The 22,744-nt window shown below is 50.0% G+C and carries 26 protein-coding genes and 1 riboswitch; of the genes, 18 read left to right on the top strand and 8 right to left on the bottom strand.

Annotated elements, in window-relative coordinates:
- A partial coding sequence (locus DEP07_RS10235) for a hypothetical protein (RefSeq protein WP_287102433.1) occupies window positions 1-1,028 on the top strand: 1,028 nt, incomplete at its 5' end.
- A 143-nt stretch (window positions 1,029-1,171) separates the two neighbouring features.
- Window positions 1,172-1,669, top strand: a complete 498-nt coding sequence (locus tag DEP07_RS10230) for a hypothetical protein (protein ID WP_287102432.1) — start codon at window positions 1,172-1,174, stop codon at window positions 1,667-1,669.
- 863 nt (window positions 1,670-2,532) lie between these two features.
- Here the strand turns inward: DEP07_RS10230 and rlmD are convergent.
- A complete protein-coding gene (gene rlmD, locus DEP07_RS10225) occupies window positions 2,533-3,936 on the bottom strand; it encodes a 23S rRNA (uracil(1939)-C(5))-methyltransferase RlmD (RefSeq protein ID WP_287102431.1) in 1,404 nt (467 codons plus the stop codon).
- A gap of 174 nt (window positions 3,937-4,110) precedes the next feature.
- On the opposite strand from rlmD, the gene DEP07_RS10220 reads away from it, so the two are divergent.
- The 3 genes from DEP07_RS10220 to yhfH all read left to right on the top strand — a co-directional run bounded on the left by DEP07_RS10220 (window position 4,111) and on the right by yhfH (window position 6,564).
- Entirely contained in the window at window positions 4,111-4,452 is a 342-nt protein-coding gene (locus tag DEP07_RS10220) for a hypothetical protein (protein WP_063228784.1), read from the top strand.
- A gap of 519 nt (window positions 4,453-4,971) precedes the next feature.
- A complete protein-coding gene (gene ilvA, locus DEP07_RS10215; protein WP_122966169.1) occupies window positions 4,972-6,219 on the top strand; it encodes a threonine ammonia-lyase IlvA in 1,248 nt (415 codons plus the stop codon).
- A gap of 183 nt (window positions 6,220-6,402) precedes the next feature.
- Complete coding sequence (gene yhfH / locus DEP07_RS10210; RefSeq protein WP_287102430.1) at window positions 6,403-6,564, top strand: protein YhfH; 162 nt, start codon at window positions 6,403-6,405, stop codon at window positions 6,562-6,564.
- 236 nt (window positions 6,565-6,800) lie between these two features.
- Here the strand turns inward: yhfH and DEP07_RS10205 are convergent, their stop codons facing one another.
- Window positions 6,801-7,106 carry a hypothetical protein gene (locus DEP07_RS10205; RefSeq protein ID WP_173597086.1) on the bottom strand — a complete coding sequence of 102 codons (306 nt, stop codon included), beginning with the start codon at window positions 7,104-7,106 and terminating at the stop codon, window positions 6,801-6,803.
- A 170-nt stretch (window positions 7,107-7,276) separates the two neighbouring features.
- Here DEP07_RS10205 and DEP07_RS10200 point away from each other — a divergent pair, with 170 nt between their 5' ends.
- The 3 genes from DEP07_RS10200 (at window position 7,277) to DEP07_RS10190 (ending at window position 9,941) form a co-directional block, all read left to right on the top strand.
- Window positions 7,277-7,840 (top strand): hypothetical protein, encoded by a 564-nt coding sequence (locus DEP07_RS10200; protein ID WP_173597085.1) that lies wholly within the window; start codon window positions 7,277-7,279, stop codon window positions 7,838-7,840.
- A gap of 80 nt (window positions 7,841-7,920) precedes the next feature.
- Window positions 7,921-8,484, top strand: a complete 564-nt coding sequence (locus DEP07_RS10195) for a biotin transporter BioY (protein WP_242772554.1) — start codon at window positions 7,921-7,923, stop codon at window positions 8,482-8,484.
- 113 nt (window positions 8,485-8,597) lie between these two features.
- Window positions 8,598-9,941 carry a cytochrome P450 gene (locus DEP07_RS10190; protein WP_122966165.1) on the top strand — a complete coding sequence of 448 codons (1,344 nt, stop codon included), beginning with the start codon at window positions 8,598-8,600 and terminating at the stop codon, window positions 9,939-9,941.
- A gap of 154 nt (window positions 9,942-10,095) precedes the next feature.
- Here DEP07_RS10190 and DEP07_RS10185 read toward each other — a convergent pair whose 3' ends face one another.
- From DEP07_RS10185 to DEP07_RS10175, 3 genes are all read right to left on the bottom strand, one after another.
- Window positions 10,096-11,445 carry a sensor histidine kinase gene (locus DEP07_RS10185; protein WP_287102429.1) on the bottom strand — a complete coding sequence of 450 codons (1,350 nt, stop codon included), beginning with the start codon at window positions 11,443-11,445 and terminating at the stop codon, window positions 10,096-10,098.
- A complete protein-coding gene (locus DEP07_RS10180) occupies window positions 11,446-12,165 on the bottom strand; it encodes a response regulator transcription factor (RefSeq protein ID WP_173597083.1) in 720 nt (239 codons plus the stop codon).
- Between the two features lie 219 nt (window positions 12,166-12,384).
- Complete coding sequence (locus tag DEP07_RS10175) at window positions 12,385-12,912, bottom strand: C40 family peptidase (RefSeq protein ID WP_122966162.1); 528 nt, start codon at window positions 12,910-12,912, stop codon at window positions 12,385-12,387.
- Window positions 12,913-12,916: 4 nt separating this feature from the next.
- Window positions 12,917-13,053, bottom strand: a riboswitch (cyclic di-AMP (ydaO/yuaA leader).
- A gap of 303 nt (window positions 13,054-13,356) precedes the next feature.
- Here DEP07_RS10175 and DEP07_RS10170 point away from each other — a divergent pair.
- The 7 genes from DEP07_RS10170 (at window position 13,357) to DEP07_RS10140 (ending at window position 18,824) form a co-directional block, all read left to right on the top strand.
- Window positions 13,357-13,761, top strand: a complete 405-nt coding sequence (locus DEP07_RS10170; protein ID WP_281869561.1) for a LiaF transmembrane domain-containing protein — start codon at window positions 13,357-13,359, stop codon at window positions 13,759-13,761.
- A gap of 67 nt (window positions 13,762-13,828) precedes the next feature.
- Window positions 13,829-14,524, top strand: coding sequence for a PspA/IM30 family protein (locus DEP07_RS10165; protein ID WP_063228773.1), 696 nt, complete (start codon window positions 13,829-13,831; stop codon window positions 14,522-14,524).
- Between the two features lie 92 nt (window positions 14,525-14,616).
- A complete protein-coding gene (locus DEP07_RS10160) occupies window positions 14,617-15,195 on the top strand; it encodes a class I SAM-dependent methyltransferase (RefSeq protein WP_122966160.1) in 579 nt (192 codons plus the stop codon).
- Between the two features lie 14 nt (window positions 15,196-15,209).
- Window positions 15,210-16,100: a cell wall-active antibiotics response protein LiaF gene (gene liaF, locus DEP07_RS10155; protein WP_122966159.1), complete on the top strand. Its 891-nt coding sequence runs from the start codon at window positions 15,210-15,212 to the stop codon at window positions 16,098-16,100.
- 13 nt (window positions 16,101-16,113) lie between these two features.
- On the top strand, window positions 16,114-17,262 hold the full coding sequence (locus DEP07_RS10150; protein WP_122966158.1) for a HAMP domain-containing sensor histidine kinase: 1,149 nt from the start codon (window positions 16,114-16,116) through the stop codon (window positions 17,260-17,262).
- A 7-nt stretch (window positions 17,263-17,269) separates the two neighbouring features.
- Window positions 17,270-17,899 carry a response regulator gene (locus tag DEP07_RS10145; RefSeq protein WP_063228769.1) on the top strand — a complete coding sequence of 210 codons (630 nt, stop codon included), beginning with the start codon at window positions 17,270-17,272 and terminating at the stop codon, window positions 17,897-17,899.
- Between the two features lie 103 nt (window positions 17,900-18,002).
- Window positions 18,003-18,824: a metallophosphoesterase gene (locus DEP07_RS10140; protein WP_122966157.1), complete on the top strand. Its 822-nt coding sequence runs from the start codon at window positions 18,003-18,005 to the stop codon at window positions 18,822-18,824.
- Here the strand turns inward: DEP07_RS10140 and DEP07_RS10135 are convergent.
- Window positions 18,809-19,102 carry a hypothetical protein gene (locus tag DEP07_RS10135; protein WP_173598643.1) on the bottom strand — a complete coding sequence of 98 codons (294 nt, stop codon included), beginning with the start codon at window positions 19,100-19,102 and terminating at the stop codon, window positions 18,809-18,811. The two genes, DEP07_RS10140 and DEP07_RS10135, sit on opposite strands and share 16 nt — an antisense overlap.
- Window positions 19,103-19,121: 19 nt before the next feature.
- The gene (locus tag DEP07_RS10130; RefSeq protein ID WP_173598642.1) at window positions 19,122-19,955 is read right to left on the bottom strand and encodes an N-acetylmuramoyl-L-alanine amidase family protein; all 834 of its coding nucleotides are present in this window, start codon (window positions 19,953-19,955) and stop codon (window positions 19,122-19,124) included.
- A 152-nt stretch (window positions 19,956-20,107) separates the two neighbouring features.
- Between DEP07_RS10130 and DEP07_RS10125 the strand changes: the two genes are divergently transcribed.
- Window positions 20,108-20,338: a YneF family protein gene (locus tag DEP07_RS10125; RefSeq protein WP_063228765.1), complete on the top strand. Its 231-nt coding sequence runs from the start codon at window positions 20,108-20,110 to the stop codon at window positions 20,336-20,338.
- A gap of 18 nt (window positions 20,339-20,356) precedes the next feature.
- On the top strand, window positions 20,357-20,542 hold the full coding sequence (locus DEP07_RS10120; RefSeq protein ID WP_122966154.1) for a hypothetical protein: 186 nt from the start codon (window positions 20,357-20,359) through the stop codon (window positions 20,540-20,542).
- 96 nt (window positions 20,543-20,638) lie between these two features.
- On the opposite strand, the gene DEP07_RS10115 is transcribed toward DEP07_RS10120, so the two are convergent.
- Window positions 20,639-21,409 (bottom strand): TSUP family transporter, encoded by a 771-nt coding sequence (locus tag DEP07_RS10115; RefSeq protein ID WP_122966153.1) that lies wholly within the window; start codon window positions 21,407-21,409, stop codon window positions 20,639-20,641.
- A 198-nt stretch (window positions 21,410-21,607) separates the two neighbouring features.
- On the opposite strand from DEP07_RS10115, the gene DEP07_RS10110 reads away from it, so the two are divergent.
- Window positions 21,608-22,216 (top strand): superoxide dismutase, encoded by a 609-nt coding sequence (locus tag DEP07_RS10110; RefSeq protein WP_063228762.1) that lies wholly within the window; start codon window positions 21,608-21,610, stop codon window positions 22,214-22,216.
- Window positions 22,217-22,744: the final 528 nt, after the last annotated feature.

The following is a 22,744-nucleotide window of genomic DNA, read 5'->3' as shown; positions in this document are numbered from 1 at the left end:
GCACTTGGCTTGACAATCCGTCAAATTCATTTACGAGTAGCTCACATGCGAACGGTTTGAATTCCGAGGAAAAAGATGAGTACACTTTAGAAACTATTTATTTGAAAGATATTGAGGTTTATGATGATGTTCTGGAGTTCATTAAAGAAAATAATTTTGAAGACGAAATAGCGGAACTGTCAAAGCAATCAAGCTCGAGTAGTTTTGCAAAATCACTTCCAAAGCATGGCGTTGACGAAGAAACAGAGAATAAATTAATAGAAAAGTATGGATTAGAAAAACCTGAACCGGAAGAGCTTCAAGAGTCAAACCCAAAAGTGATTATTCAAAGAAATTTAGCTGCAAATAGTATTGATGGCATTATTGCAATTAGACTTGATGTGGATGATAATTGGGTAGAATTAGACTTGATTCATCTACAAACAGGAGTTCGTCCAATTCAAAGAATAACTGGACTCGTAACTCAGTACAACTTGAGTGGCAGTAATTGGAGAATTGGGGATACTAAGTCTGTAGATAGATCATCGGTTAGAAGTGGTAATTTTTTTTCTTGGAAAATAAGTAAGGAATCAGTTTCAGACTATTTCGAATATGATCTACGAGTTACTGAAAGTAATGTTACTCAGAGATTCGATAATAAAGGTGATAGGGACGAAGCCCACCAAAGATATAATTTTGAAGTAGATACTTATAAAAATTTAAAACCAAAAGGTGGTCAAAGACATCATCTTGTTTCAGCAAAAGCATTGGATGATGCAGGATTTAATTCAGGTAATGCACCTTGCATTAGGATGATGGCAGAAGATCATTACAATACACCGAATTATGGTGGCAATAAGAGTTTCCGAAATAAAGAACTCAATTACTTACAAAATGAACAATACGAAGAACTATTGCAATTTGAAGTTGACGCACTGAAAGATGCTGAAGATTCCGAAGGGCGATATAGAAATTTACAAAGAAAATACTATGACGCTATTATCGAAGCATTAGCACAATATCATGATTATTTCGGAATTGAAGTTTAGGCAAACATCAAAGCTTCTCGTTGATTAAAAGCAAGGGTCACACTTTCCAGAATAAATTCTATTTTTGGGATGGTGTGGCTCTTTGCATTTTCTTAGTATAATAAACATTTAAATGAATTAGTGTTCAAGTAGGAGGGATAACAATGGATAAGTTAATCATTGAACCTGGCATTGGAATTGGCACTATAAAATTTGGTATGGATAAAGAGGAAGTAGAAGAATGCATCCAAGAGTACAAGAGAAAATACAATAAAGATAATTTAACTACTAATTTCTTCAAAAATTCTATCCGTGTTAAGTATGATTCATATGAGAAGGTAAACTTTATTGAAATTTCATCGAATTTACAAGATGTTTTTGAATGCGTAGTTATAAATATTGATGTATTCAAGACAAAAGTAGTAGACCTTGTGGAGAAAATTGACAAGATATCAAAATATGATCGGGATGACCGTGAGTTAGGCTGGACTTATGATTTTCCAGAGTTAGGATTACTTTTTTGGAGACCTAATGTACTTACAGAGGAGGACTTAGAGAAAGATTGGTTTAAAGAATTAGATCCAGAGATCAAAGAGGATGAGATGAGAAATTTGTTCTTTGAAAGTGTATGTATTCGCGTATTAGGGGCCAACCAAATCTGAAAATTATAAGGTAAGACCTTAGCGGTCAAGTAATTTTCGTGGGCAGCAAAGAAGCCGATATTACTGAATTAAGGGTGTAGGCTTTATCTATTCTCAGAATTGAGTAGGCAAGAATGGACAGTTTTGCTAGAATGGGGGGATTTTTCTGTAACTCACAATGATAAAAATCTTGACTTACTTTGCGGGCGGTGTCAGGTGCGCTGGTATATAAATGCTAATGAATAAGTTGACCATTTTTGGGGCGACCGCTCATCTTCGAGTTGACTACCTACGATGCTCACACAAAGTAACTTTTTATTTCCTGCACCAATGCAATAAAAAACAAATTATTCGGCACCCCCCTCTATACTTAGACGTTCTAAAGGCTTTCCAAGGGCGGCTATAAACAAGAACCAAGCCACCCTTAATGTACCAATGGTAGCAGGGTGGCTTTTACATGTTGTTCAATGCTTGCAATTGTTCAGTATGGGATGGGTCAATGTAAATTGCTGTGGTCTGGATGCTTTCATGTCGTGCCAATCTCCTGATGCCTTCTATTGTAGCCCCACCGTTTACAGAAGCTATGTCTAAAGCGGTGCGGTATACGGTCCTTCATGTTCGCCAAGTCAGCGTATTTATCAAGTATCACCTGTATTCCTCTTGCCCCAAACTTGCCTGACCGCTCAGATACAAACAGGTACGAAGATGATGTACTTTTCATCGGTCAAGCTATGTCGGAGTTTCAACCATTGACGGAGGGTCTTAGCATGTTACAATAAGCACCTAAATGATCTGTTATGACGGATTTGGTTAACAATACGTCCATCATGCACCTGTTACATTTTGTTTCTATGTCCTGTATCAATCTCAAAAACCCTATAAAATCAACTATTTACGCTGTCTATTTCTTTACTCATAAGCAGAGCCACACTCTCCACATGTGCCGTATGCGGAAACATATCCACCGGCTGCACGCTTTTCAGCTCATACCGCTGCATCAGCTTCGCAATGTCCTTCGCCAGCGTTGACGGGTTGCAGGACACGTACACGATCTTCTTCGGCCGCACGTCCAGCAAAGAGCGGATCAGCGCGTCATCCAGCCCGGTACGGGGCGGGTCGACTACGACGACGTCCGGGCGCGTGCCTTGCTTGGCCCATTTCGGCATGAGCACCTCGGCGCGGCCTACGTGGAAGCTTGCGTTCGTGGCTTGGTTGCGCACGGCGTTGCGGTTGGCGTCTTCTACGGCTTCCGGGATCAGCTCGATGCCGCGCACCTCGCGCGCGTGCGGGGCGAGCCAGAGGCCGATCGTTCCGGTGCCGCAGTACAGATCGAGCACCAGTTCCTTGCCCGTCAAGGCAGCCGCCTTTTTGACCTGATCGTACAGCTTTTGCGTCTGCTCCGGATTCAGTTGGAAAAAGGCGCGGGCGGACAAATCAAACGACAGTTCCCCGAGCTTTTCCGCGATAGAAGGTCTGCCCCACAGGGAGAGCGTCTGGTCGCCGAAGACAAGCGATGTTTTTTGCGCGTTCACGTTTTGCGCGATGCTGACCAGCTCGGGCAGGCGGGTGCGCAGCTCCAGGAGCAGCTCTTTGACGCGGGGAATTTCTTTTGTGGCCGTTACGAGCGTCAACTGCGTCTCGCCTGTGGCAAAAGCGACCCTCGCCACGATCGTGCGGATGACGCCTGTTCGCTTTCTTTCGTCGTACACAGGGATGCCCAGCTCTTCGATGATTTTTTTAGCGGCTTGCACGATCTTCGTCGTCGCCTCATGTTGCACCTGGCAGCCTTCCAGATCGACGAGCTTGTGGCTGCCTGTCTGGTACAGTCCGGCGATGAGCTTCCCGTTTTGCTTGCCGACCTGGAATTGTGCCTTGTTGCGGTACGACCACGGATTGTCCATCCCGATAGTCGGGGCGACAGGCGGTTCAGGCAGGCGGGCGTACTTGCGCAGCGACTCGATGACGATTTCCTGCTTGCTTGCAAGCTGTGCCGCATAGTCCAGATGCTGCAAGCTGCATCCGCCGCATTCCTTGTACACCGGACAGGGGGGAGTGGCGCGATCTTTTGATTTTTCCACCACGCGAAGCAGCCGGGCTGTCGCGAATTTTTCCCGCGCTTCCGTCACTTCTGCATGCACGACCTCTCCTGGGAGCGCTCCTTCTACGAATACGATCTTTCTTTTGAAATAACCGATTCCTTCGCCGTTGATCCCCAGGCTTTTTATGGTGAGCGTCATTTGCTGGCCGACGCGTATGCTTGTTTCTTGTTCCTTTTTCGATGTAGTCATTTTGTTCTCCTCAGGGCATTTCAGTATCTCCTCATTATAGTCCATTCCCGGACTTGTTGCATGGGGAGGGCGCAGATCGGATCTGCCGATATGTTCACAAATAATGGCAACTTCCTGTGCAGGCTTGTTTTTGTTATAATGGGGCGGAGAATACTGAGGGAGTTGTGACGCTAGATGCAAGAGCTATTCGACAAAATGAAAGAGTATCTCAACATGGATACCGAGATTTCCTTCGATGAGTTTGACGGGTACTACAAACAAGTAGTCGCGTTTTTGAACGACAACTGGAAAGAGTTGAACGAGGAAGATAGCATGCGCATGCTGTTTATCTTGGACAATCTCAAATCGAACGGTGAAGATCGCTCCAAGCGCAAAGTGAAGGAAGCGAAAAAATACGCAAAAATGGCGCAACGCACAGAAATCTGGGCAAATGCACTGATTGGACGCCTGCGTGAAGCTGGCTTGACTGATGAAGAAATCGGCAAGCGCTACGAAGCGATTTACGAAGCGGTATAAATTTGCGATGCACCAAAAAGAAGGAGAGAGCCACTCGCAAGCGGGCTTTCTCCTTCTTTTTGCATGCAACCAGACTGAATGGAATATCGGTTTTGTTTGACAAGAAAACAGACTCGCATTATAATTTGTAACTAATAATTTGAATAGTTTGTTATCAGTTGCGTAGAAAAGGAAGAGTAGGAGCAGAGAGCAGCGTGCAGAGAGCCGTTCCCCGTGCTGAAAGAACGGACGCCCAGCCTGTTTTGAAAATCACCTTGGAGCAGTGCCCTAGAACGCAGTCGCAAAAAACTGCAAGTAGAGGACAACGGATTCGTCTCCGTTACCCGGACGGGGGTTCCCATCGTGGAACTTCTATTAAGTCTGTTTTTCGTGAGGAAGACAGAGAAGCTGAGTGGTACCGCGATGCCTTCGCCTCAGCCAGCCGTGCGCATTTAAGCGACGCTGGCGAGGTGAAGGCTTTTCTTTTGACTGGGCAAGTGAAAAAAGAGACAACCAACGTTTGGGAGGAGCAAGAGAGATATGTCTATAGTGAGAGTGGAAGAGATTGTGGTTGCCAACCACGGGTTAAAAGATGTTGTCGAGAAGACGCCGCTGCAAAAAAATAATGTCCTGTCTGAGCGCTATGGCTGCAACGTGTATTTGAAGCGGGAAGATTTGCAGGTCGTCCGTTCTTTTAAAATTCGTGGAGCCTACCATTTTATGCGGAGCTTGTCTTTGCAGGAGCGGGAGCGCGGCGTTGTATGCGCGAGTGCGGGCAACCACGCGCAAGGGGTAGCTTACTCTTGCCAGCATCTGCAAATCCTCGGCACGATTTTTATGCCGACAACAACGCCGCGGCAAAAAGTTTCCCAGGTCAAACGGTTCGGCGGCTCCTACGTGGAGGTTGTGCTGATCGGGGATACATTTGACGACTCGTTCGCAGAAGCGATGAAATATTGCATTCAGGAAGACCGGACGTTTGTCCATCCGTTTGACGATCCGCTGGTAGTGGCTGGACAAGGAACAGTGGGGCTGGAGATCATGAACGATTTGGAAGAGCCTGCGGATTTTGTGTTCATGAGCATCGGTGGCGGTGGTCTGGCTGCCGGGGTGGGCACATATGTAAAAGGAATCAGCCCGAATACACAAATCATCGGAGTCGAGCCTGCGGGAGCGGCGTCGATGAAAGCGGCGTTGGAGCGAGATGACGTCGTGACGCTCGATGAAATCGACAAGTTCGTGGATGGAGCCGCAGTCAAGCAGGTGGGACAGCTGACTATGAGCATTTGCCGCGATGTGTTGAATGATGTTGTGCTGGTGCCGGAGGGCAAAGTATGCACGACGATTTTGGAGTTGTATAACAGCAGTGCGATCGTGGTAGAGCCTGCGGGTGCCTTGTCGATTGCCGCCCTTGATTACTACCGGGACCAAATCAGGGGGAAAAATGTGGTCTGTATCATTAGCGGAGGAAACAACGACATCGACCGGATGCAGGAAATCAAAGAGCGTTCTTTGCTGCATGAGGGGCTGAAGCATTATTTCGTCATTAATTTCCCGCAGCGCGCCGGAGCTTTGCGCGAGTTTATGGAAAAGGTGCTCGGCCCGCACGATGACATCACGCGCTTTGAGTACACGAAGAAGAACAACAAGGATAACGGCCCGGCGCTCGTCGGGATTGAAATGAAGTGCCAGGAGGACTACCAGCCCCTGATCAGCCGGATGAAACAACACGGCATCCGCTATGTGGAGATTACCAACGATCCGTATTTGTTCAATCTGTTGATCTAAGGCGGTTGTGTTACAACAGAAGCTGAATTTGCAAAAATGTATGAATACAGCGAAAAATGGAGCAAGCGGGAGCATTTGCGCGAGAGATGAAGATAAAGCGTCATAATGTATTATAACAAACTTTTATAAAACAGATACTGTTGTAATACAATACAGATAACAACACACGGGGGGTTAAAAATTATGACGCCAATCACTTCTTTTTACCGAAATCTCAAAGCAAAATGCTGCGCTGCTTGCGGCCAAACCATCAACGAACAGGCTGAATCGTACGCAAACGAGTGCTTCACTTGCCAAGAAGAGGCATCCTTCGATGCTTACAAGCACTACCACCAAAAACGGTAAGCAGATGAATACAGGATAGAACAGGTATACCACGAGGCGGCAGCCAGGGAGGTATACCTTTTTCTTTTCAAGAAAGCTTTTTGTCTCGATTGTCATTAAATTCCTCTTAATCAAAGGCAAGTAAAGGACAGGCAGGACTGCTCAGGCAATGGCTTTTTCTTGCCTGCCACTCCAAACGTTTCGATAAAATTGCATACAAAAAAACCGCTGCTCTCCTGGCAGCGGCGCTTTGCCGTTCAGTGCGATTTGGGCGAGGTGCTGGCGGCCTGTTCCTTGACGTAGTCGATCAGGCCCAGTTGAAAGCCCTCCTGTGTCAAAAGGCGCTGGGCTTCGTAAGTGCTGGCATAATAGGCTTGGACGTGCGGATCGTTCTCCAGCACACGGCGGCAAGCCTCGTCGCTGGCAAGCTCTCTGTACCAATCAGTTGTTTTGATTTGGGCGACCAGCTCGTCATAGGCCGGCTCGGGCTTTTTCCAAGGGTTTAATCTGTGAAAGAGTTCACCGAAAATCGCAACGACGACTAAAATTCCAATGAGAAACATGTGGGTCACCTCTGACGTTGGTTCCTTTCCATGGTAACATTCCCGGGTTGCTTTTCGCTATGGGGAAGTCGTCTCTCGCTTGCAAAAGCGCAAGAAAGCAGGCATGCTAGATACGAAGAGCTGTTCGAGGATATATCAATCAAGTCAGGAAAAGGAAAGGAGGATGCTTCGTGTTTCATCCACTCATCTTTGACAACATCCGGGTGGTACTGGAAGGAGCGGTGTACGACCGCGATTTTGACGGAGCGATCACCATTACCGGACGATCAGATGTCATGGATATGGCTACTTTCCAGCGGCTGTTCCAGATTGAGTTCAAGCTGGCCGAACAGGCGGCAGGCGAAAAAGCCGTGCGGGCGCAAATGCAGTTGCGCACGAGCCTCGGCGACATCGCCTCGGAACAGCTGGAACAGCCGCTCGTGGAGCATGTCGGCTGCACGATCTGCATTCATTTTCATTTGCAGCTGCCAAATCCGGACGACATCCCGAGCGAAGCGAACAAAATCACCACGCTGCTCAATGAAATCTGGGGTCAGCGCCCCTACATTACGCAAACACTGTCCGCCAAACTGCCGGAGCATCGGATCGAATGGCCGCCAACGGTAGTAACGAACCACATCACCCTGGATTTTCACCGCAAGATCGACGAAGGCAACATTGACGACCTGCGCGAGCTGATCGAGCACACGATTCAATCGCTTGCGGGTCTGCAACGACATGTCGATCAAACATAGGGGATTTACATTTTTCTTCGTGCGTATTATCATTTTGTTAACCTTATTATATTTTTAGTTAACATTGGAGGATACTACGCATGAGAAACGAACGTTTGAGATGGCTCCTGTTGTCCGCCATTTTTGCTGCTGTCACAGCGGTGCTGTCGCAGGTGACGATTCCTTTGCCGCTCATTCCGATCACGGCACAGACGCTGGCTGTCGGTTTGACGGCGACGATTCTGGGCAGCCGCTACGGCACACTTGCGCTTTTGATTTACGTACTGCTCGGAGCAGTCGGCCTGCCTGTCTTTACGGAAGCGAGCGGTGGCGTGCAAGTATTGGTCGGCAAGACTGGCGGATACATTTTCGGATTCATCGCGACTGCTTTTGTGACGGGCTGGTATTTGGAAAAGATGGGCTTCACTCTGAAAAGTGCCGTTATTGCCAACGTGATCGGCATGTTCGTGACACTCGCTTTTGGAACCGTCCAGCTCAAGTTCGTTCTGGATATCCCTTGGGACAAAGCGGTTGCGTTCGGCGCTACGCCGTTTTTGGTTGTAGGCGTGATCAAAGCTGTACTCGCCGCCGTGATCGGGATCAAGGTGCGGGAGCGGCTGATCGCTTTTCGTCTGCTGCGTACGGAGCAGCCTGTTGCACGCTAATAGCTATACCTGATTTGCCACCTGATTGCTTCGGGTGGCTTTTTTTCGCATAAACTCCTTTTCGTGCCGGGATACTATCCATAACCTAGCCAAAGCATATGAGGGGGATTCAGATGGGTGTGACAATCACAGGACCAAGAGGTTTGCCGATTTCCGGGAACTTGCTCGCTTTTCGCAAAAACCCGCTCCAGTTTATCCGTGAAGCAGTCGCCGAGCATGGCGAGGTCGTTCATTTTCGCTTTGGTCCGAAGCGCCATGTTTACTTGCTGACCAATCCCGATCAGATCAAAGAAGTGCTCGTTACCAAGCAAGATCACTTCAAGAAGGGCAAAGGCTTGCAGATCGCCAAAGCCGTAGTGGGCGACGGGATTTTGACCAGTGAAGGCAAAAAGCATTTGCGGCAAAGGCGCCTGATGCAGCCGGCTTTTCATCGGGAGCGCATCGCCGGATACGGTCAGGTGATGGTGAGACATGCGGTCGAGCTGATGGACGATTGGAAGATGGGAGAAGTCCGCGACATTCACAACGACATGATGAAAGTAACGTTGGCGATCATTACGGAGACGATGTTTGGCAAAAGCATCAAGGAGGGCGCTGACAAAATTGGCCATGCTATCGACGTCGGACTGAAATATGTGGCGAATAAAGCCGCTTCCTTTATCGACATTCCGCTGTCGGTTCCGACAAGAAGCAATCGACAATTTTTGGAATCGAATGAGACGCTTGACGAAGCGATCTATTCTTTGATCGAATCAAGGCGAAAAAATCCGGAAGCTCAGCAAGACGATTTGTTGGGAATGCTGCTCGCTGCGAGGGACGAGGACGACGGTCAAGGCATGACGGACGAGCAAGTAAGAGACGAGGTCATGACGATTTTCGTGGCAGGTCACGAGACGACTGCCAACACGATGTCGTGGGTGTTTTATTTGCTCGCTACGCATCCGCACGTCGAGCAGAAGCTGCATGAAGAACTGGCAACCGTGCTGGAAGGCAGACTGCCTACGGTGGAGGATTTGCCCAAACTGACCTATACGAGCCTTATCGTTTCGGAAACATTGAGACTGTATCCAGCCGCCTGGACGATCAATCGGGAAGTTGTCGAAGAAGTGAAGATCGGGGAACACACCTATCAGCCGGGGGAGACGCTGATGATGAGCCAGTTTGTCATGCACCGTCTGGAACGGTATTACGACAAGCCGGATGAGTTTATCCCGGAGCGGTTCGCCAGCGACTTGCTGAAACGCAACCCTGCGTATGCCTACTTTCCGTTTGGGGGCGGGCCAAGGGTTTGTATCGGAAACAACTTCGCCCTGATGGAAGCGGCATTGTTGCTTGCGACGATTGCGCAGCGATATCGCTTGCGGCTTGCGGAGCCTGGACAGGTAGTGGAGCCAGAGCCGCTGGTTACGCTGCGTCCGAAAAACGGACTGCCCATGCGCCTGGAAAAACGGGATTAAGGCAAAAAAAAGAGGCATCTTTTCACTACGGTTTCGCCGTGATGTGTCAGATACCGAACTGGGGGTTATTTATCACTGAAAGCAACATGCTTACAAGAAATACTTTAACAGAGAAATATAAAGAATAAATTAACTGACAATAAATCTAAATAAACTATCCGTGGAAAAAGGGAATGGTGAAGGAGAAGCTGCTTCCTATTCCCTGTTCGCTGTTTACCGTGAGTTCTCCGCCATGGCGGCGCACGATGCTCTGGCAGATCGTCAGTCCGAGCCCTGTGCCGCCGTTGTTGCGGTTGCGGGATTTCTCCGCGCGGTAAAACTTGTTGAAGACTTTCGGCAAATCTTCGGCAGCAATTCCTTCCCCTTTGTCGATCACGGAGAACAGCACGTGACCTTCTCGCTGATCGCATGTAATCAAAATCGAGCCATTCGGTTTGTTGTAGTGAATCGCATTGTTGATCAAGTTTTCCATGACGCGGCGCAGCTTGGTTTCATCGGCCTCGATGTGCAGCTCATTGGAGACGCGCAGTTTCCATTGAAAAGTCAATCCGGCTTCTTTCACCCGCGCCAGGTAGTCCTCGATAATTCCCTTCAAAAAGCCTTTTACGTGAATGCGGCTAATGTTGAGCCGCACCTCTGTGCTTTGCACGGTAAAGTCTTGCAGCTCGTCCAGCAGCTTTTCCAGATCGCTCGTCTTCACTTCGATCTTGCCCATTTGCTTCTGGATGCGCATCAAATCCGTGACGCGGCCAGAGCCGATATAGGAGGCGTACCCTTTGATCGTAGTCAGCGGCGTGCGGAAATCGTGGGCGATCGAAGCGATCATCTCAGATTGCCGTTCTTCGGAAAAACGCAGTTCATCGACCATGTCGCCAAAGTAGCGAAACAACTGTCCGAACTCGTCATGGGAGCGATACGTAAACGTCACCAGCCGCTTGCCTTCGCGAATTTCCTGCGTGACACGGGCCAGTTCGCTAACCGGACGCAAAATCCAGCGGACGAACAGAGTGAGCAACAGCAAGCCGACCAGCACGAGGCTTCCGTAAATAAACCAGAGCATCATCGAGACTCCGGTTGTGCCCATAATGTCGTAATCGTCCGTGTAGAAATAGATGACAATCTCGCCTTCACGGGGAGGCTCTTGCTGAAAATGGTATTCTGCCACGACTTTCAGGTCGCTTTTCGTGGTGGAAGGGAGGGACAGCTTCAAGGAGTAGGCTTTTGACGGCCTGTGGTAAATCGTGTTGCCGCTCGCGTCCTTCACGACCATCCGGTACATGACGTCTTCTGGCAACTGCTTCTCCAGCTCCTGGCGCTCGATCGGGTCCTTGAAGTTGCTGGAGCGCAGCAGTTGGTTGACCCGGACCTTTTCTGCCTGGTACTGGTTGTGACGGTCGTTTTTCAACTGGTCGATGATGATGTCCTGAAAAACGAACTTGAACAGCAGGATGTTGAGCGTAATCAACGCGATAAAAGAAAGAAACAGTTTTTTGCGGAGGCTCATCTAAAGCTTCTCCCCGATGAATACGTAGCCCGTCCCCCACTGAGTTTTGATGAATTGCCGCTCTGTTTCCAGCTTCTCGCGCAAGTTTTTGATGTGTACCGTCACCGTATTGAGCGAGCCGTAGCCATAGCCCCAGACGCGGTCGTAAATTTGTTCCCGCGTGAAGACGATACCCGCATTTTCAGCGAGAAAAGTCAGCAGTTGAAACTCTTTCGTGGACAACTCGATCTTTTGGTTGTTGACGTAGACGGAATACGTTTCTTTATGGATTTCCAAATCCTTGAACTTCAAGACCGTGATCGGGGAACCGGAGGCGTCTTTTTCCGGCTGCTCCTCGGTATGCTTGCGGATGCGCTCGTAGCGGCGCAGATGGGCGCGTATGCGGGCGAGCAGTTCTTCCGTGTCAAACGGCTTCGTAATGTAATCATCGGCCCCGATTTCAAAACCGACTACTTTGTCTACGGCCTTGCTTTTGGCGCTGAGAAACAAAATAGGCAAGTCCCATTCCCGACGGATTTGCGAGCACAGCTCGTAGCCGCTCATGTTAGGCATCATGATATCGAGCAGAATGAGATTAGGCCGCTCTCCCTGGCTGAGCAGGGCAAGTGCATCCTCGCCATTTTCCGCAGAGGAGACCTGAAAGCCTTCGTTTTCCAAAATATCTTCAAGCAGTTCAATAATCTCCTGATTGTCGTCAACGATTAAAATGTGATCTTTCACCGGAATTACCCCCAGTTACTTCTATTAATAAGTGGACAAGTGTCATGGCAAAAAAAGAATCAGCCTTGTCTATCATAACATGCTTTCACAGAATAGGAACAAGTATCCCTTCATTCATGCTTATTTCCTTATAAGTAAGGGCACCTAATTAGACCTGGTACTAAATTTCGTCAGAAAAAGCCAGAGACGATTGTCCCTGGCTCTTATGTTTTTGCCGAACTACTTCTTTTTTGGTTGATTTTCCGGCAACGATGCAGCTTGCACCGCGTTTTCCTTTTTCGGAGTGTCCGCCTTTGCTTCCAGAACAGGCGAGCTGATGCGCTTGGCACCAACAAAACGCTTGCTCCAGTAGTACGGGTCGTTCAACTTGGTGTTGACGACTCCGCGGCCGGATTCCGAATGCACGAATGTGCCGTCCCCGATGTAGATGCCCACGTGAGAGATGCTTCGTCCGTTTGTATTAAAGAACACAAGATCTCCTGGTTGCAAGTCTTTCCGTGCAACTTCTGTACCGTACTCATATTGAGAGGCAGAATTGTGCGGCAGGTCTACACCTAACGCGTCAAATACGTAGCGTGTGAAACCGGAGCAGTCGAAGCCTTTTTTGGATGTGCCTGAAGATTTGTAAGGAACGCCGTACAGATCATCGACAACCTCTTCGAGTGTCGTGTTCTCCGCCGCATGTGCAGCGCCCGCTCCCATAGCAAGCAATCCAGCCATAAATAAAGATAGTACCACCTTGCGCAAAAGAAACTGCTCCTTTCGTGAGCCTACGAAGTTAGCTGAAGGGTTCGGTCGAAAGGACGCCCTAAGTTGCCTAACGCAACTATTCACCCCAAAAAACTGGTTCCCCCGTTTCCGACATGCGGAATTCGGCTATTTTTCGATGTTTTTTTACACGCACTCTACGAAGATTCGCTGCTTGTCCGATTTTTCCTTTTTTTTGACTGCTTGTTCATATTTTTGTCACAAAATCCTGTCTAAAGGTGTAACGTTTTGTTTCGACATTGCAAGAGCGGTTGGAATGGGGCGAAAACAGGCTCGTCCGATTATGGCAGGAAGTGCTCTCCGTCCAAGGACGGAGGGAAAAACCAACCGCACGCCCGTTATGGAAAGCCTATCCGGGGGGCTACAATAAGGGCATAAGTTAGCAAGCACCACATGCACAAGAGAATAGGAGGTAAGCGAGCAATGAGTGAACGGTCTGGAAAGGTTTTGCTCGGGCTGGTTCTCTTGCTAATCGGCGGGTTGGTTCTGCTGGATCAAATCGGAATCGACTTCGGTGACCTGATCGGGCTTTTGATTCCCGGGGTCATCATGCTGTACGGCGCTCGAAAGATTATGGGACAATCCGGTTCGCGTTTCTGGGGAATCGTGATCTTCCTCTTCGGGTTCCTGATGCTGATTGGCAAGCTCCATCTGCTGTTCCACGGCTTACTGGCCATTGGTGTGATTTATCTGGGGTATCGCTTACTGCGCCCCAGTCATGTCCCCAAAGAAGCGCCACCTGCCTGGGAGCGTCAGTGGGCCCAAAAAGTATTGAAAGAAGACGCGCTGGACGCCTGGGAAAAAGATGTGACCCGTCGCCAGCCATAGAGTTGCTCAAGTCGCGAGAGCTTTTGGATGAAATGACACGATGTGATATGATGAGGAGGAAATAAACATGAGTATTTTTAAACGTTTGCGTGACCTGACAGTAGCTTCGGTGAATGACGCTTTGGATTCGATGGAAGATCCGGTAGTCATGCTGAATCAATACATGCGAGATATGGAAGTGGAAATCGGACAAGTCGAAGTGGCTGTCGCCCGTCAGGTAGCACTGGAAAAGAAATTCCGCCAACAACTGGATGAAGCGAACACACTGATCGACAAACGCGATCGTCAAGTGAAGCTCGCTCTGACAGAAGGGGAAGATGAACTTGCTCGCCGTGCACTTGCAGACAAAAAGCAATACGAAGCGCGTGCAGCAGAGTATGAGACACTGTACCTGGCAGCATCCGAGGCAGCTACGCAAATGCGCGAGAAGCTGGCTGAGCTGAAGGAAGAGTTCTATAAAATGCGTGCGAAAAAATTCACGCTGATGGCTCGGGCACAGGTAGCTCGTACACAAAAGCAAGTGAATCATGCCGTAGTGGGAATCGGAAATCAGTCCGCAGGCCGTGGCTTTGCTCGCATGGAGGAAAAAGTGCTGCGCATGGAAGCCGAAGCGCAAATGAGCGGTCAATGGCGCCAGACAAACCTCGCTTGGGAGAACGCGCTTTCTGAGTTGGAAAAAGACGATCTGGATACAGAACTGGCAAACATCAAGGCATCGCTTCAACAGAAAAAACCAGTGTCCGCCCAGCCGGAACAATCTTGATTGGACAGGAACTGGGGGATTGGTTGTAGAATAGAGTGTGTCAATCAGGCAGCCTGTATAGCAGGCTGCTTTTCCCCTAGGAGGTACGATTCTTGGCAGACTTCATGGTCTTTTTGCGAAGGTTCATCGCTGAGCCTGGGCGTGTCGGCAGCGTGATCCCGAGTTCGCGGTTTTTATGTGAGCGAATGTTGAGCAGCGTCAATTGGGCTTCAACGGATGTTATTCTGGAGCTGGGACCTGGCACAGGAGCTTTTACCCAAACCATTTATCAAAATATCAATCCGGATACCGACTATGTGCTTGTGGAGCGTGACAGCCAGTTTCGATCCATCCTTCAATCACGCTTTCCTGATCTTCCTGTCAGGGAGGAAGCGACGAGACTCGGACAATATTTGGAGGAGATGGAGCTTGGCAAGGCAGATGTCATCATTTCCGGCCTGCCGTTTGCCAATTTCCCACAAGAGTTGCGAGCAGCCATTCTGGATGAAGTACAAAACGTATTAAAACCAGGCGGCCTGTTCATTACATTCCAATATTCGCTACAACTCCAGGCTGAGCTGCAGGCGCGTTTTCCTTGGGTAGAGACAGACTTCACCTTGCTGAATATCCCACCTGCATTCATTTATACGTGTCGAAACAGACAAAGTGAAAAAGATCGGCATGGGGCGTAAGAGAGGAGACTTTTGTGAAACTGTCCCGCTTGCACACAATGTTGGCTGGCGTCCTGATCATTTTGACAGGCATCGGCCTTTTATTAGACAGTTTGCATATCATTTCGTTCGGTCTGTTTGATCTGTGGCCGATGGTGCTCGTCTACTTCGGCGTTCGCCTCTGGGGTCAGAACAAACGGATTGGCGGCGGCATTCTGTTCAGTTTGGGAATCATTATTGCTCTGGACATGTGGTTCGGTATCGGTGTGGATGACTTGTTCCAACTGGCAGTTCCCATCCTGTTGATTTATTTTGGCTTCCGGTTGATTCGCGGCAAAACGAGGGGGGGCGGAAACCGAGCTTCTTTTCCCCCGTTTCCGGAACAACGGGAAGAGCCTTCTGGTCCGGCTATGACTAGCGAGGATCAGCCTGTTCATACACACAACGGCATTCGGCATGACGCTGCACAATGGCTGGACAGCTTGAGCAAGTGGAAGCCTTCCCGCAGCAAGCTGCTTGAGAAGGAAGAGGAAACTGGGCGTGAACGAATTTTGCCCAAAGATTCTCGCAGTTCGTTGATTGGCGATTATCATCTGACTTCCGGGCGTTTTGAGTTGAGCACCCTGCATGTGTGGCACGGGATCGGGGATGTGGTGATTGATCTGTCCCGCGCGGTTTTGATGCAGGACGAGGCCGCTCTTATTGTGGAAGGATGGGTAGGGGATGTCACCGTTTATGTCCCTGTCGATCTTCCGGTTTCTGTGAACGCCGAGCTGAGTCTGGGCGACCTGGAAGTATTGAGCCACCGCCAGGGAGGGATCAACCGGAGTGTGATGATTCGTTCCGAGCAATACGAGGAGGCGGCTCAAAAAGTGAATTTGCATATCTCGCTGCTTGTCGGCGATATAAAAGTCAAGTACATCTAGGAGGTACTGGCGGATGCGTCGACAGCGATTAGCGAGTATTCAGTGGCAATATGTGCGCTACGGCGTCCTGCTCGCCGCAAGTGCAGTTACGGTTTCGTTTGTTTGCTTTTTTTGGCTCTATTTTTCCTGGAAAGACATGCCGGAGGTTCATCGCGCATACAGCAGGCTGATCAGTGACCCGAGAGTCGTCTTGTGGATGCAGGATTACTTGGGCTTGGCCTTGCCCACACAGCCTGACGGGTTGGTCCAGCTGGTCGCTTTTGTCATATCGCTTCCTGTCGGTGTGCTGGTTGCCCTGATTATTTCCTATATCTTCGGGAATTTGTTGAAAAAACGGCTTGGCGTGCTGTGGGAAGCAGCCATGAAGCTGGGACGGGGAATGCTGTCATACCGTGTGCCCGATCTGGGCGTCGACGAGGTCGGCGAACTGGGGTGGCAGCTGAACCGCCTGGCTTCGCAGTGGGAGGAGCAGGTCGCGTCTTTGCAGCGACTTTCCAACCATAACGCTGCTTTGGCGGAGCAAGTCAAACAGGCAGCCGTGACAGAGGAGCGCCAGCGTTTGGCAAGGGAACTGCATGATGCAGTCAGTCAGCAGTTGTTTGCCATCGCGATGACGACAGCGGCGATGAAGCGGCTGGTGGAGAAAAATCCGCAACGGGCAGCCCAGCAAATCGAGCTGGTCGAGGAGATGGCAGCAGCGGCTCAGGCTGAGATGAGGGCGTTACTGTTGCATCTGCGCCCGGCCACGCTGCAAAACAAATCGCTGAAAGAAGCGATGATGGAACTTTTAGAAGAGCTGACTCGTAAAAATACAATGGAACTGACGTGGGAGATTGAAGACGTCGAAGGGCTGCCAAGCGGCATCGAAGACCACTTGTTTCGCATTTTGCAAGAGTCTTTGTCCAATACGCTGCGACACGCCAAGGCCAGCCTGATCGCGGTCAAGCTGTTCACTTTGCAGGAGCAGGTGCGATTGCGGGTGACAGATGATGGTGTCGGCTTTGACCCGGATGGGGAAAAGATGACGTCATACGGACTGCGCAGTATGCAGGAGCGTGTGGCAGAAGTAGGCGGCTCGATGGAGATTTATTCAGCGGTCGGCAAGGGAACGCAAATAGAGGTGCGGATTCCCCTGATGCTACAGCCGGAACGGGAAGGGTGAAAATGCTGTGATTCGCGTATTACTGGTAGATGATCATGAGATGGTACGGATGGGACTGGCGGCTTACCTGTCAACAGAGGATGATATCGAGGTTGTGGCAGAAGCGGGCAGTGGTGAAGAAGGTGTGCGGATGGCTGTCGAGCTGCGGCCGGATGTTGTCCTCATGGATTTGGTCATGGAAGGCATTGGTGGCGTGGAAGCGACCAGACGCATTCGCGAAGCATGTCCGGCCAGCAAGGTCATCGTTCTCACCAGCTTCATTGATGACGAGAAGGTATATCCGGTTATTGAAGCGGGGGCTTTCAGCTACTTGCTGAAAACTTCGCGGGCGGCGGAGATTGCGAAGGCCATCCGTTCGGCAGCGGCCGGAGAACCTGTACTGGAGTCGCGAGTGGCAGGGAAAATCATGGCCCGTTTCCGGCACGGCCAGGAATCGCATCCGCACGAACAGTTGACACCGCGTGAGCTGGAAGTGCTGAAGCTGATCGGTCAAGGCAAGTCGAATCAGGAAATCGCCGATGAGCTGATTATCGGCATCAAAACGGTCAAAACACACGTCAGCAACATTCTTGCCAAGTTGAATGTAGAGGACCGGACGCAGGCGGCGATTTATGTTCATACGCACGATCTCGGTTGATTTTGCCGTAAAAAAGCTCCTCATGATGAGGGGCTTTTTTGAGTTTTTTTTGCCGTTATGGTAAAGATAGTAAGTAACAGATTGGGAAAGGAGGGAACGCGCTATGAGGCATAAACCTCAGACACGCTCCAAGGTGCTTTCGGCCGACAACGGCGTGGATATCATCGGAGACGTTCACGGCTGTTACGACGAGTTTATGGAGCTGATCCAGCGGCTCGGGTACGAGCAAAGCAAAGACGGTGCCTACCGACATCCAAAGGGCCGAAAGCTCCTTTCCCTCGGAGATATAACAAGCCGCGGACCGCATTCGATCAGGATGTTGCAATTTTTCCACCTCCACGTCACGGCTGGGCTGGCAGAGATGGTAGACAGCAATCACGGCTGGAAGATCGCCCGCTGGCTGGATGGCAGGCCGGTGACCTTGGCGCACGGCGACGAAAAAGTGGAAGAGGAGCTGAAGCTTTATCAGCATGAATTTGGGCCGAAAAAAGCTTCTTTGCTGCGGGAGCAAAGTCGGCGGCTGCTTTTTTCCTCGCCGTCGCACATGATGATCCGCCGTCATGACAAGCTGGCTGCTGTAGCTGTTCACGCCGGGATCAGGGATGACTATATTGGCATGGAATCTCCTGCGGTGCATACGTTTTGTCGATACGGCGATGTGGCCGGGACTGGTCCGGATGGCCGCCCTATTCGCAGAGAGTGGGCAAAAGAACGCAGAGTCTCAAGTCCGACGATCGTCTGGGGACACGATCCGCACCCGGAGCCGAAACGCAAAAACGGCACAATCAATATCGACCAGGGCTGCGTTTTCGGCGGAATGCTGACCGCCTATCGCTTCCCGGAGGACGATGTATTGAGTGTGCCGGCGAGAAAAAATTATTCAGGTCTGTCGGATACGCCGCTGACGCGTTATACGGCAGATTGAGAATCGGTTTTCTTGTTTTTGCTGTTGCTTACTTGCTCGATCGTGTTTTTGGCGGAAGAGTGAATGCCTACACTGGCCAAGCCCGCTGTTACGCCTTCCATTAGCGCTGTTTTCCAGTCAAATCCGGGATAGTACAGCCATTGATTGGCCATGTACAGCCCGACAATCAAGACAACGGCTACCCAACTGCGCAGCTTTTTCGGGATGCGAAGCACATCGGACAAGGTAGCGGTTCCGGCCAGGGCAAAGGCGATGATTAAACCGAGATCGAAGCCCACGGGGCACTACCTCCAAATCTTATTTTTTCAATTGCTCATACAGGCGCTTCAATATGATGGCCTCGGCCCAAAGCGGCAAAGGCTTGTCAGCTTGATTGCGCCAGTCTTCGTTGGTCAACAAGCCTTGGTCAAACATCCAGTCGATCCCTTCCTGTTTCCAGTCGGGCACTGTTCCTCCACCTCCATCTCCGGGATTGGGGGAAGCGGTAGGCGCAGGCGTCGGGGTGGGAGTAGGCGCAGGTGTGGGCGTCGGCGTCGGTGTTGGCGCGGGAGTAGGTGTAGGAGTAGGAGCTACTGGAGGGCGGTAGGGCAGTTTGGCATATTCGCAAAAAGCGCGGACAACCCCCTCGGCGAGTTTTTTCCAGTCCTTGGCGAGCGTATCTGCGTCCAGTGGATTGTCTGCAAAGCCGTACTCAATAATGACCGTCTCCACGCTTCCTGTTTCCCTGTGCATGTAGTAGTAGTCGCGGTTCGGGTTGTTGGGGAGCGTACGGGTGAAAATCCGGCGGTTCGGCATTCCCTCTGCTTCAAGCTCTTCCTGGATCATGCGGGGAAATACGGCTGACCCATAAATCGAGTAAATGACTTCAGAGCCTCTGCCGCCCCCTGCATTGATATGGTTGGAGATGCAGTAACGGGCGCCGCTGTTTCGCACCAGGGCAGTCCGTGCATCGCTTGAAAGCGTAGTATCGCTGGTCCGCGTCATCGCGACCGGAATGTTCAGTTCCTTGAAGCGGTTGAACTGGTACAAGGAAATTTGCAAGGTCATATTCTTTTCAAGAAACTGCGCATTGTTTCCGCCGCCAGGATCGACTCCCCCGTGCCCGGCGTCCACAATCAGGATAGGAGCCATTTATGCATCACCTCTTGTTCTTAGAATATGCTTGGAAAGGCCGACATGGCTTGGGGCAGTCTCATCATTTTCGCGCGTTGCAATGTACAGAAAGCCCATCTATGGTACAATGAAAGAGTTCTTAATTACGTATAGAGGATGGTAATGTATTGATGGCTTGGTACAACTGGGTAATCCCGATCGTTACATTGTTACTCGGCCTCGTGGGCGGTTTTGCCGGAGGCACTTATTATTTGAAAAAACAGATGTCCAACATGCAGATGGACGACAAACAGCTGCAAGCCATGGCCCGTTCTATGGGGATGAATCTCAACCAAAAACAGCTGAAGCAAATGAGCCGCACGATGAAAAATATGAAAATGCCAAATAAATTCGGGAAGTAGTGCGAAGGGGGTGTCGTTATGGGACCGACCCGTCTACGCTACACGATGATCGGTTTTATTGTGGGTGTATTGATCGTGTATTTGAAAGATCTGCCTATGGGGGAAGGGACCCGATTCGCAGCCCCTTTTTATGGAGCGGGCATAGGTCTTCTCATCGACGGCATCATATTGCGCATGAAGCAACGAAAAGGAAAAGACGAGTAGGGGGAGCTTGGCTTTGGCCAGGCTTTTTATTTTGGCGCTTCGTAAAAAAGACCAGTCGGATCACCTGTGCGATCATCCGGCTGGTCGTCTTTGTTGTTAGGGGGTAAAAATCAGCTCGTAAATCATTTTCGTAATCAAGGTGATCGAGACGATCAAAAACAGCGGGCGGACGTAGCGAACGCCGGTTTTGATGGCGACTTTCGCACCGATGCTGGCACCGAGCAGCATCGCAATCCCCATGACCAGACCTGTCAGGAAAATGACCTTGCCTTCTACTAGGAAAACAAACAGCGCGGAGAGGTTGCTGGCCAAATTCAAGATCCGGCCGTTGCCTGCTGCAATTACGAAGTCATAACCGAACAGAAGCACCATCAAAAACACGAAAAAAGAACCCGTTCCCGGGCCGAAGAAGCCGTCGTAGAAACCGATCAAAAAAGTAAAAGGAATGCCCAGCCCAAGCGTAAACTTGGTCATCCCTTTGTAGTTGGAGTCTTGACCGAACCGTTTATTGAACAAGGTGTAGACGAAAATCAGCGCCATCATGACGATGACCAATACTTTCAACATTTCTTGGGGAACGAACAGCACCGTCTTGGCTCCGAAAAAGGCACCGACGAGCGAGACGGGGAAGAGAATGAGCATCAGCTTCTTGTCGTATTTTCCCGAGCGGATAAAAGTGAATGAGCTGGTTGCCGAGGAAATCGTGCCGGCGAGCTTGTTCGTGCCGAGCGCGAGATAGGGAGGCATGCCCAGACCGAGCAGAGCGGGCAAGGAAATCAATCCGCCGCCGCCAACTGTACTGTCGATGAAGGCTGCGACGAATCCGAAGAAAGCGAGAAACACTACCGTTAATAAGTCCAGTTCCATTCATGATCACCTGATTCTCTAAGTATGTATGCAATAAAACAAGTCTAGCACTCTCTTTTTTGAATGCAAGCTGGAAATCTCTGAAAATGGCTGATAGATTAATATACTTTGCATACTGATTTGTTGTAAAAGTGGTTGTCTTGTAGTATAATAAGCTCGTAGCTTGAACCATACATATTTTTGAGGAGGAATGTTATAATGGCACATCAACTTCCAGCATTGCCTTATGCACATGACGCACTGGAGCCTCATATCGACGCGCAAACCATGGAAATTCACCACGGACGCCACCATGCTACTTACGTTAACAACCTGAATGCAGCTTTGGAAGCTCATGCAGACTTGCAAGAAAAAAGCGTAGAAGAGCTGATCAGCAACCTGGACGCTCTGCCTGAATCCATCCGCACAGCTGTGCGCAACAATGGCGGTGGACATGCTAACCACACTCTTTTCTGGGAAATCCTGAGCCCGAACGGCGGCGGCGCACCAACTGGTGAATTGGCTGACGCAATCAACGCGGCTTTCGGCAGCTTCGACAACTTCAAAGCTGAATTTGCAAAAGCAGCAACTACTCGCTTCGGTTCCGGCTGGGCTTGGTTGACTGCTGAAGGCGGCAAAGTGGCGATCTCTTCCACTCCTAACCAAGACAGCCCGATCATGGAAGGCAAAACACCTATCCTCGGCCTGGACGTATGGGAGCATGCTTACTACCTGCGCTACCAAAACAAACGCCCTGACTACATCGGCGCGTTCTGGAACGTAGTGAACTGGGATGAAGTAAGCAAGCGTTTTGCTGCTGCGAAGTAAGCTTGTTTTTTGCAATGATAAAAGCTTGTTGCTCGATTGTGGGCGGCAAGCTTTTTATTTTGGGTTCCGTCTCCGGCGAAAAAGGAAAACCGCGTCAAAAGCAGCGAGATCGAAGAAGCGGACGCACGTTGCCGCTTAAAAGCGTGTTTTCCTTTTTCGCCTCCGCCTCGGAAGGAGTCCCAAAGCCCTTTCGCTTGTTTCTCCTGTTTCCTCGGCCGACGGTACGCTTTGGTCGGATATTGTTTTTTGGAGGTTGCTCAAGGGCGGGAAATCCAGGGCAGGAAGTGAGCAAGCTTTCCCCGAACTGGTGGCATGAAGCAACCGTCTTCAAGAAGAATCTTAATCATTGTTTCTATGTCTTTTTTTGAAACCCTCCATCACCCCTTAACCAGCCTCGCCACGCCTGAAGTACCGATGAAGCAAACTGCAAATCGCTACCCAAGCCAACTTTTATGTATTCAGCCTTTAGCATTTTCTTTAAAACTCGCGCCGACCACACCCAGCCGCTGACGAGGAAAGAGACGAAAT

Origin of the sequence: Brevibacillus sp. (assembly GCF_003521185.1) — a bacterium.
GTDB lineage: Bacteria > Bacillota > Bacilli > Brevibacillales > Brevibacillaceae > Brevibacillus > Brevibacillus parabrevis.
The sequence above is the reverse complement of the archived record's forward strand: the minus strand, read 5'-3'. Positions and strand labels throughout refer to the sequence as shown.

Bases quoted from the DNA above. Each gene is read 5' to 3' on its own strand.
- DEP07_RS10230 (WP_287102432.1), top strand. From the start codon at position 1,172: ATGGATAAGTTAATCATTGAACCTGGCATTGGAATTGGCACTATAAAA.
- rlmD (WP_287102431.1), bottom strand. From the start codon at position 3,936: ATGACTACATCGAAAAAGGAACAAGAAACAAGCATACGCGTCGGCCAG.
- DEP07_RS10220 (WP_063228784.1), top strand. From the start codon at position 4,111: ATGCAAGAGCTATTCGACAAAATGAAAGAGTATCTCAACATGGATACC.
- ilvA (WP_122966169.1), top strand. From the start codon at position 4,972: ATGTCTATAGTGAGAGTGGAAGAGATTGTGGTTGCCAACCACGGGTTA.
- yhfH (WP_287102430.1), top strand. From the start codon at position 6,403: ATGACGCCAATCACTTCTTTTTACCGAAATCTCAAAGCAAAATGCTGC.
- DEP07_RS10205 (WP_173597086.1), bottom strand. From the start codon at position 7,106: ATGTTTCTCATTGGAATTTTAGTCGTCGTTGCGATTTTCGGTGAACTC.
- DEP07_RS10195 (WP_242772554.1), top strand. From the start codon at position 7,921: ATGAGAAACGAACGTTTGAGATGGCTCCTGTTGTCCGCCATTTTTGCT.
- DEP07_RS10190 (WP_122966165.1), top strand. From the start codon at position 8,598: ATGGGTGTGACAATCACAGGACCAAGAGGTTTGCCGATTTCCGGGAAC.
- DEP07_RS10185 (WP_287102429.1), bottom strand. From the start codon at position 11,445: ATGAGCCTCCGCAAAAAACTGTTTCTTTCTTTTATCGCGTTGATTACG.
- DEP07_RS10170 (WP_281869561.1), top strand. From the start codon at position 13,357: ATGAGTGAACGGTCTGGAAAGGTTTTGCTCGGGCTGGTTCTCTTGCTA.
- DEP07_RS10165 (WP_063228773.1), top strand. From the start codon at position 13,829: ATGAGTATTTTTAAACGTTTGCGTGACCTGACAGTAGCTTCGGTGAAT.
- DEP07_RS10150 (WP_122966158.1), top strand. From the start codon at position 16,114: ATGCGTCGACAGCGATTAGCGAGTATTCAGTGGCAATATGTGCGCTAC.
- DEP07_RS10140 (WP_122966157.1), top strand. From the start codon at position 18,003: ATGAGGCATAAACCTCAGACACGCTCCAAGGTGCTTTCGGCCGACAAC.
- DEP07_RS10130 (WP_173598642.1), bottom strand. From the start codon at position 19,955: ATGGCTCCTATCCTGATTGTGGACGCCGGGCACGGGGGAGTCGATCCT.
- DEP07_RS10125 (WP_063228765.1), top strand. From the start codon at position 20,108: ATGGCTTGGTACAACTGGGTAATCCCGATCGTTACATTGTTACTCGGC.
- DEP07_RS10120 (WP_122966154.1), top strand. From the start codon at position 20,357: ATGGGACCGACCCGTCTACGCTACACGATGATCGGTTTTATTGTGGGT.
- DEP07_RS10115 (WP_122966153.1), bottom strand. From the start codon at position 21,409: ATGGAACTGGACTTATTAACGGTAGTGTTTCTCGCTTTCTTCGGATTC.
- DEP07_RS10110 (WP_063228762.1), top strand. From the start codon at position 21,608: ATGGCACATCAACTTCCAGCATTGCCTTATGCACATGACGCACTGGAG.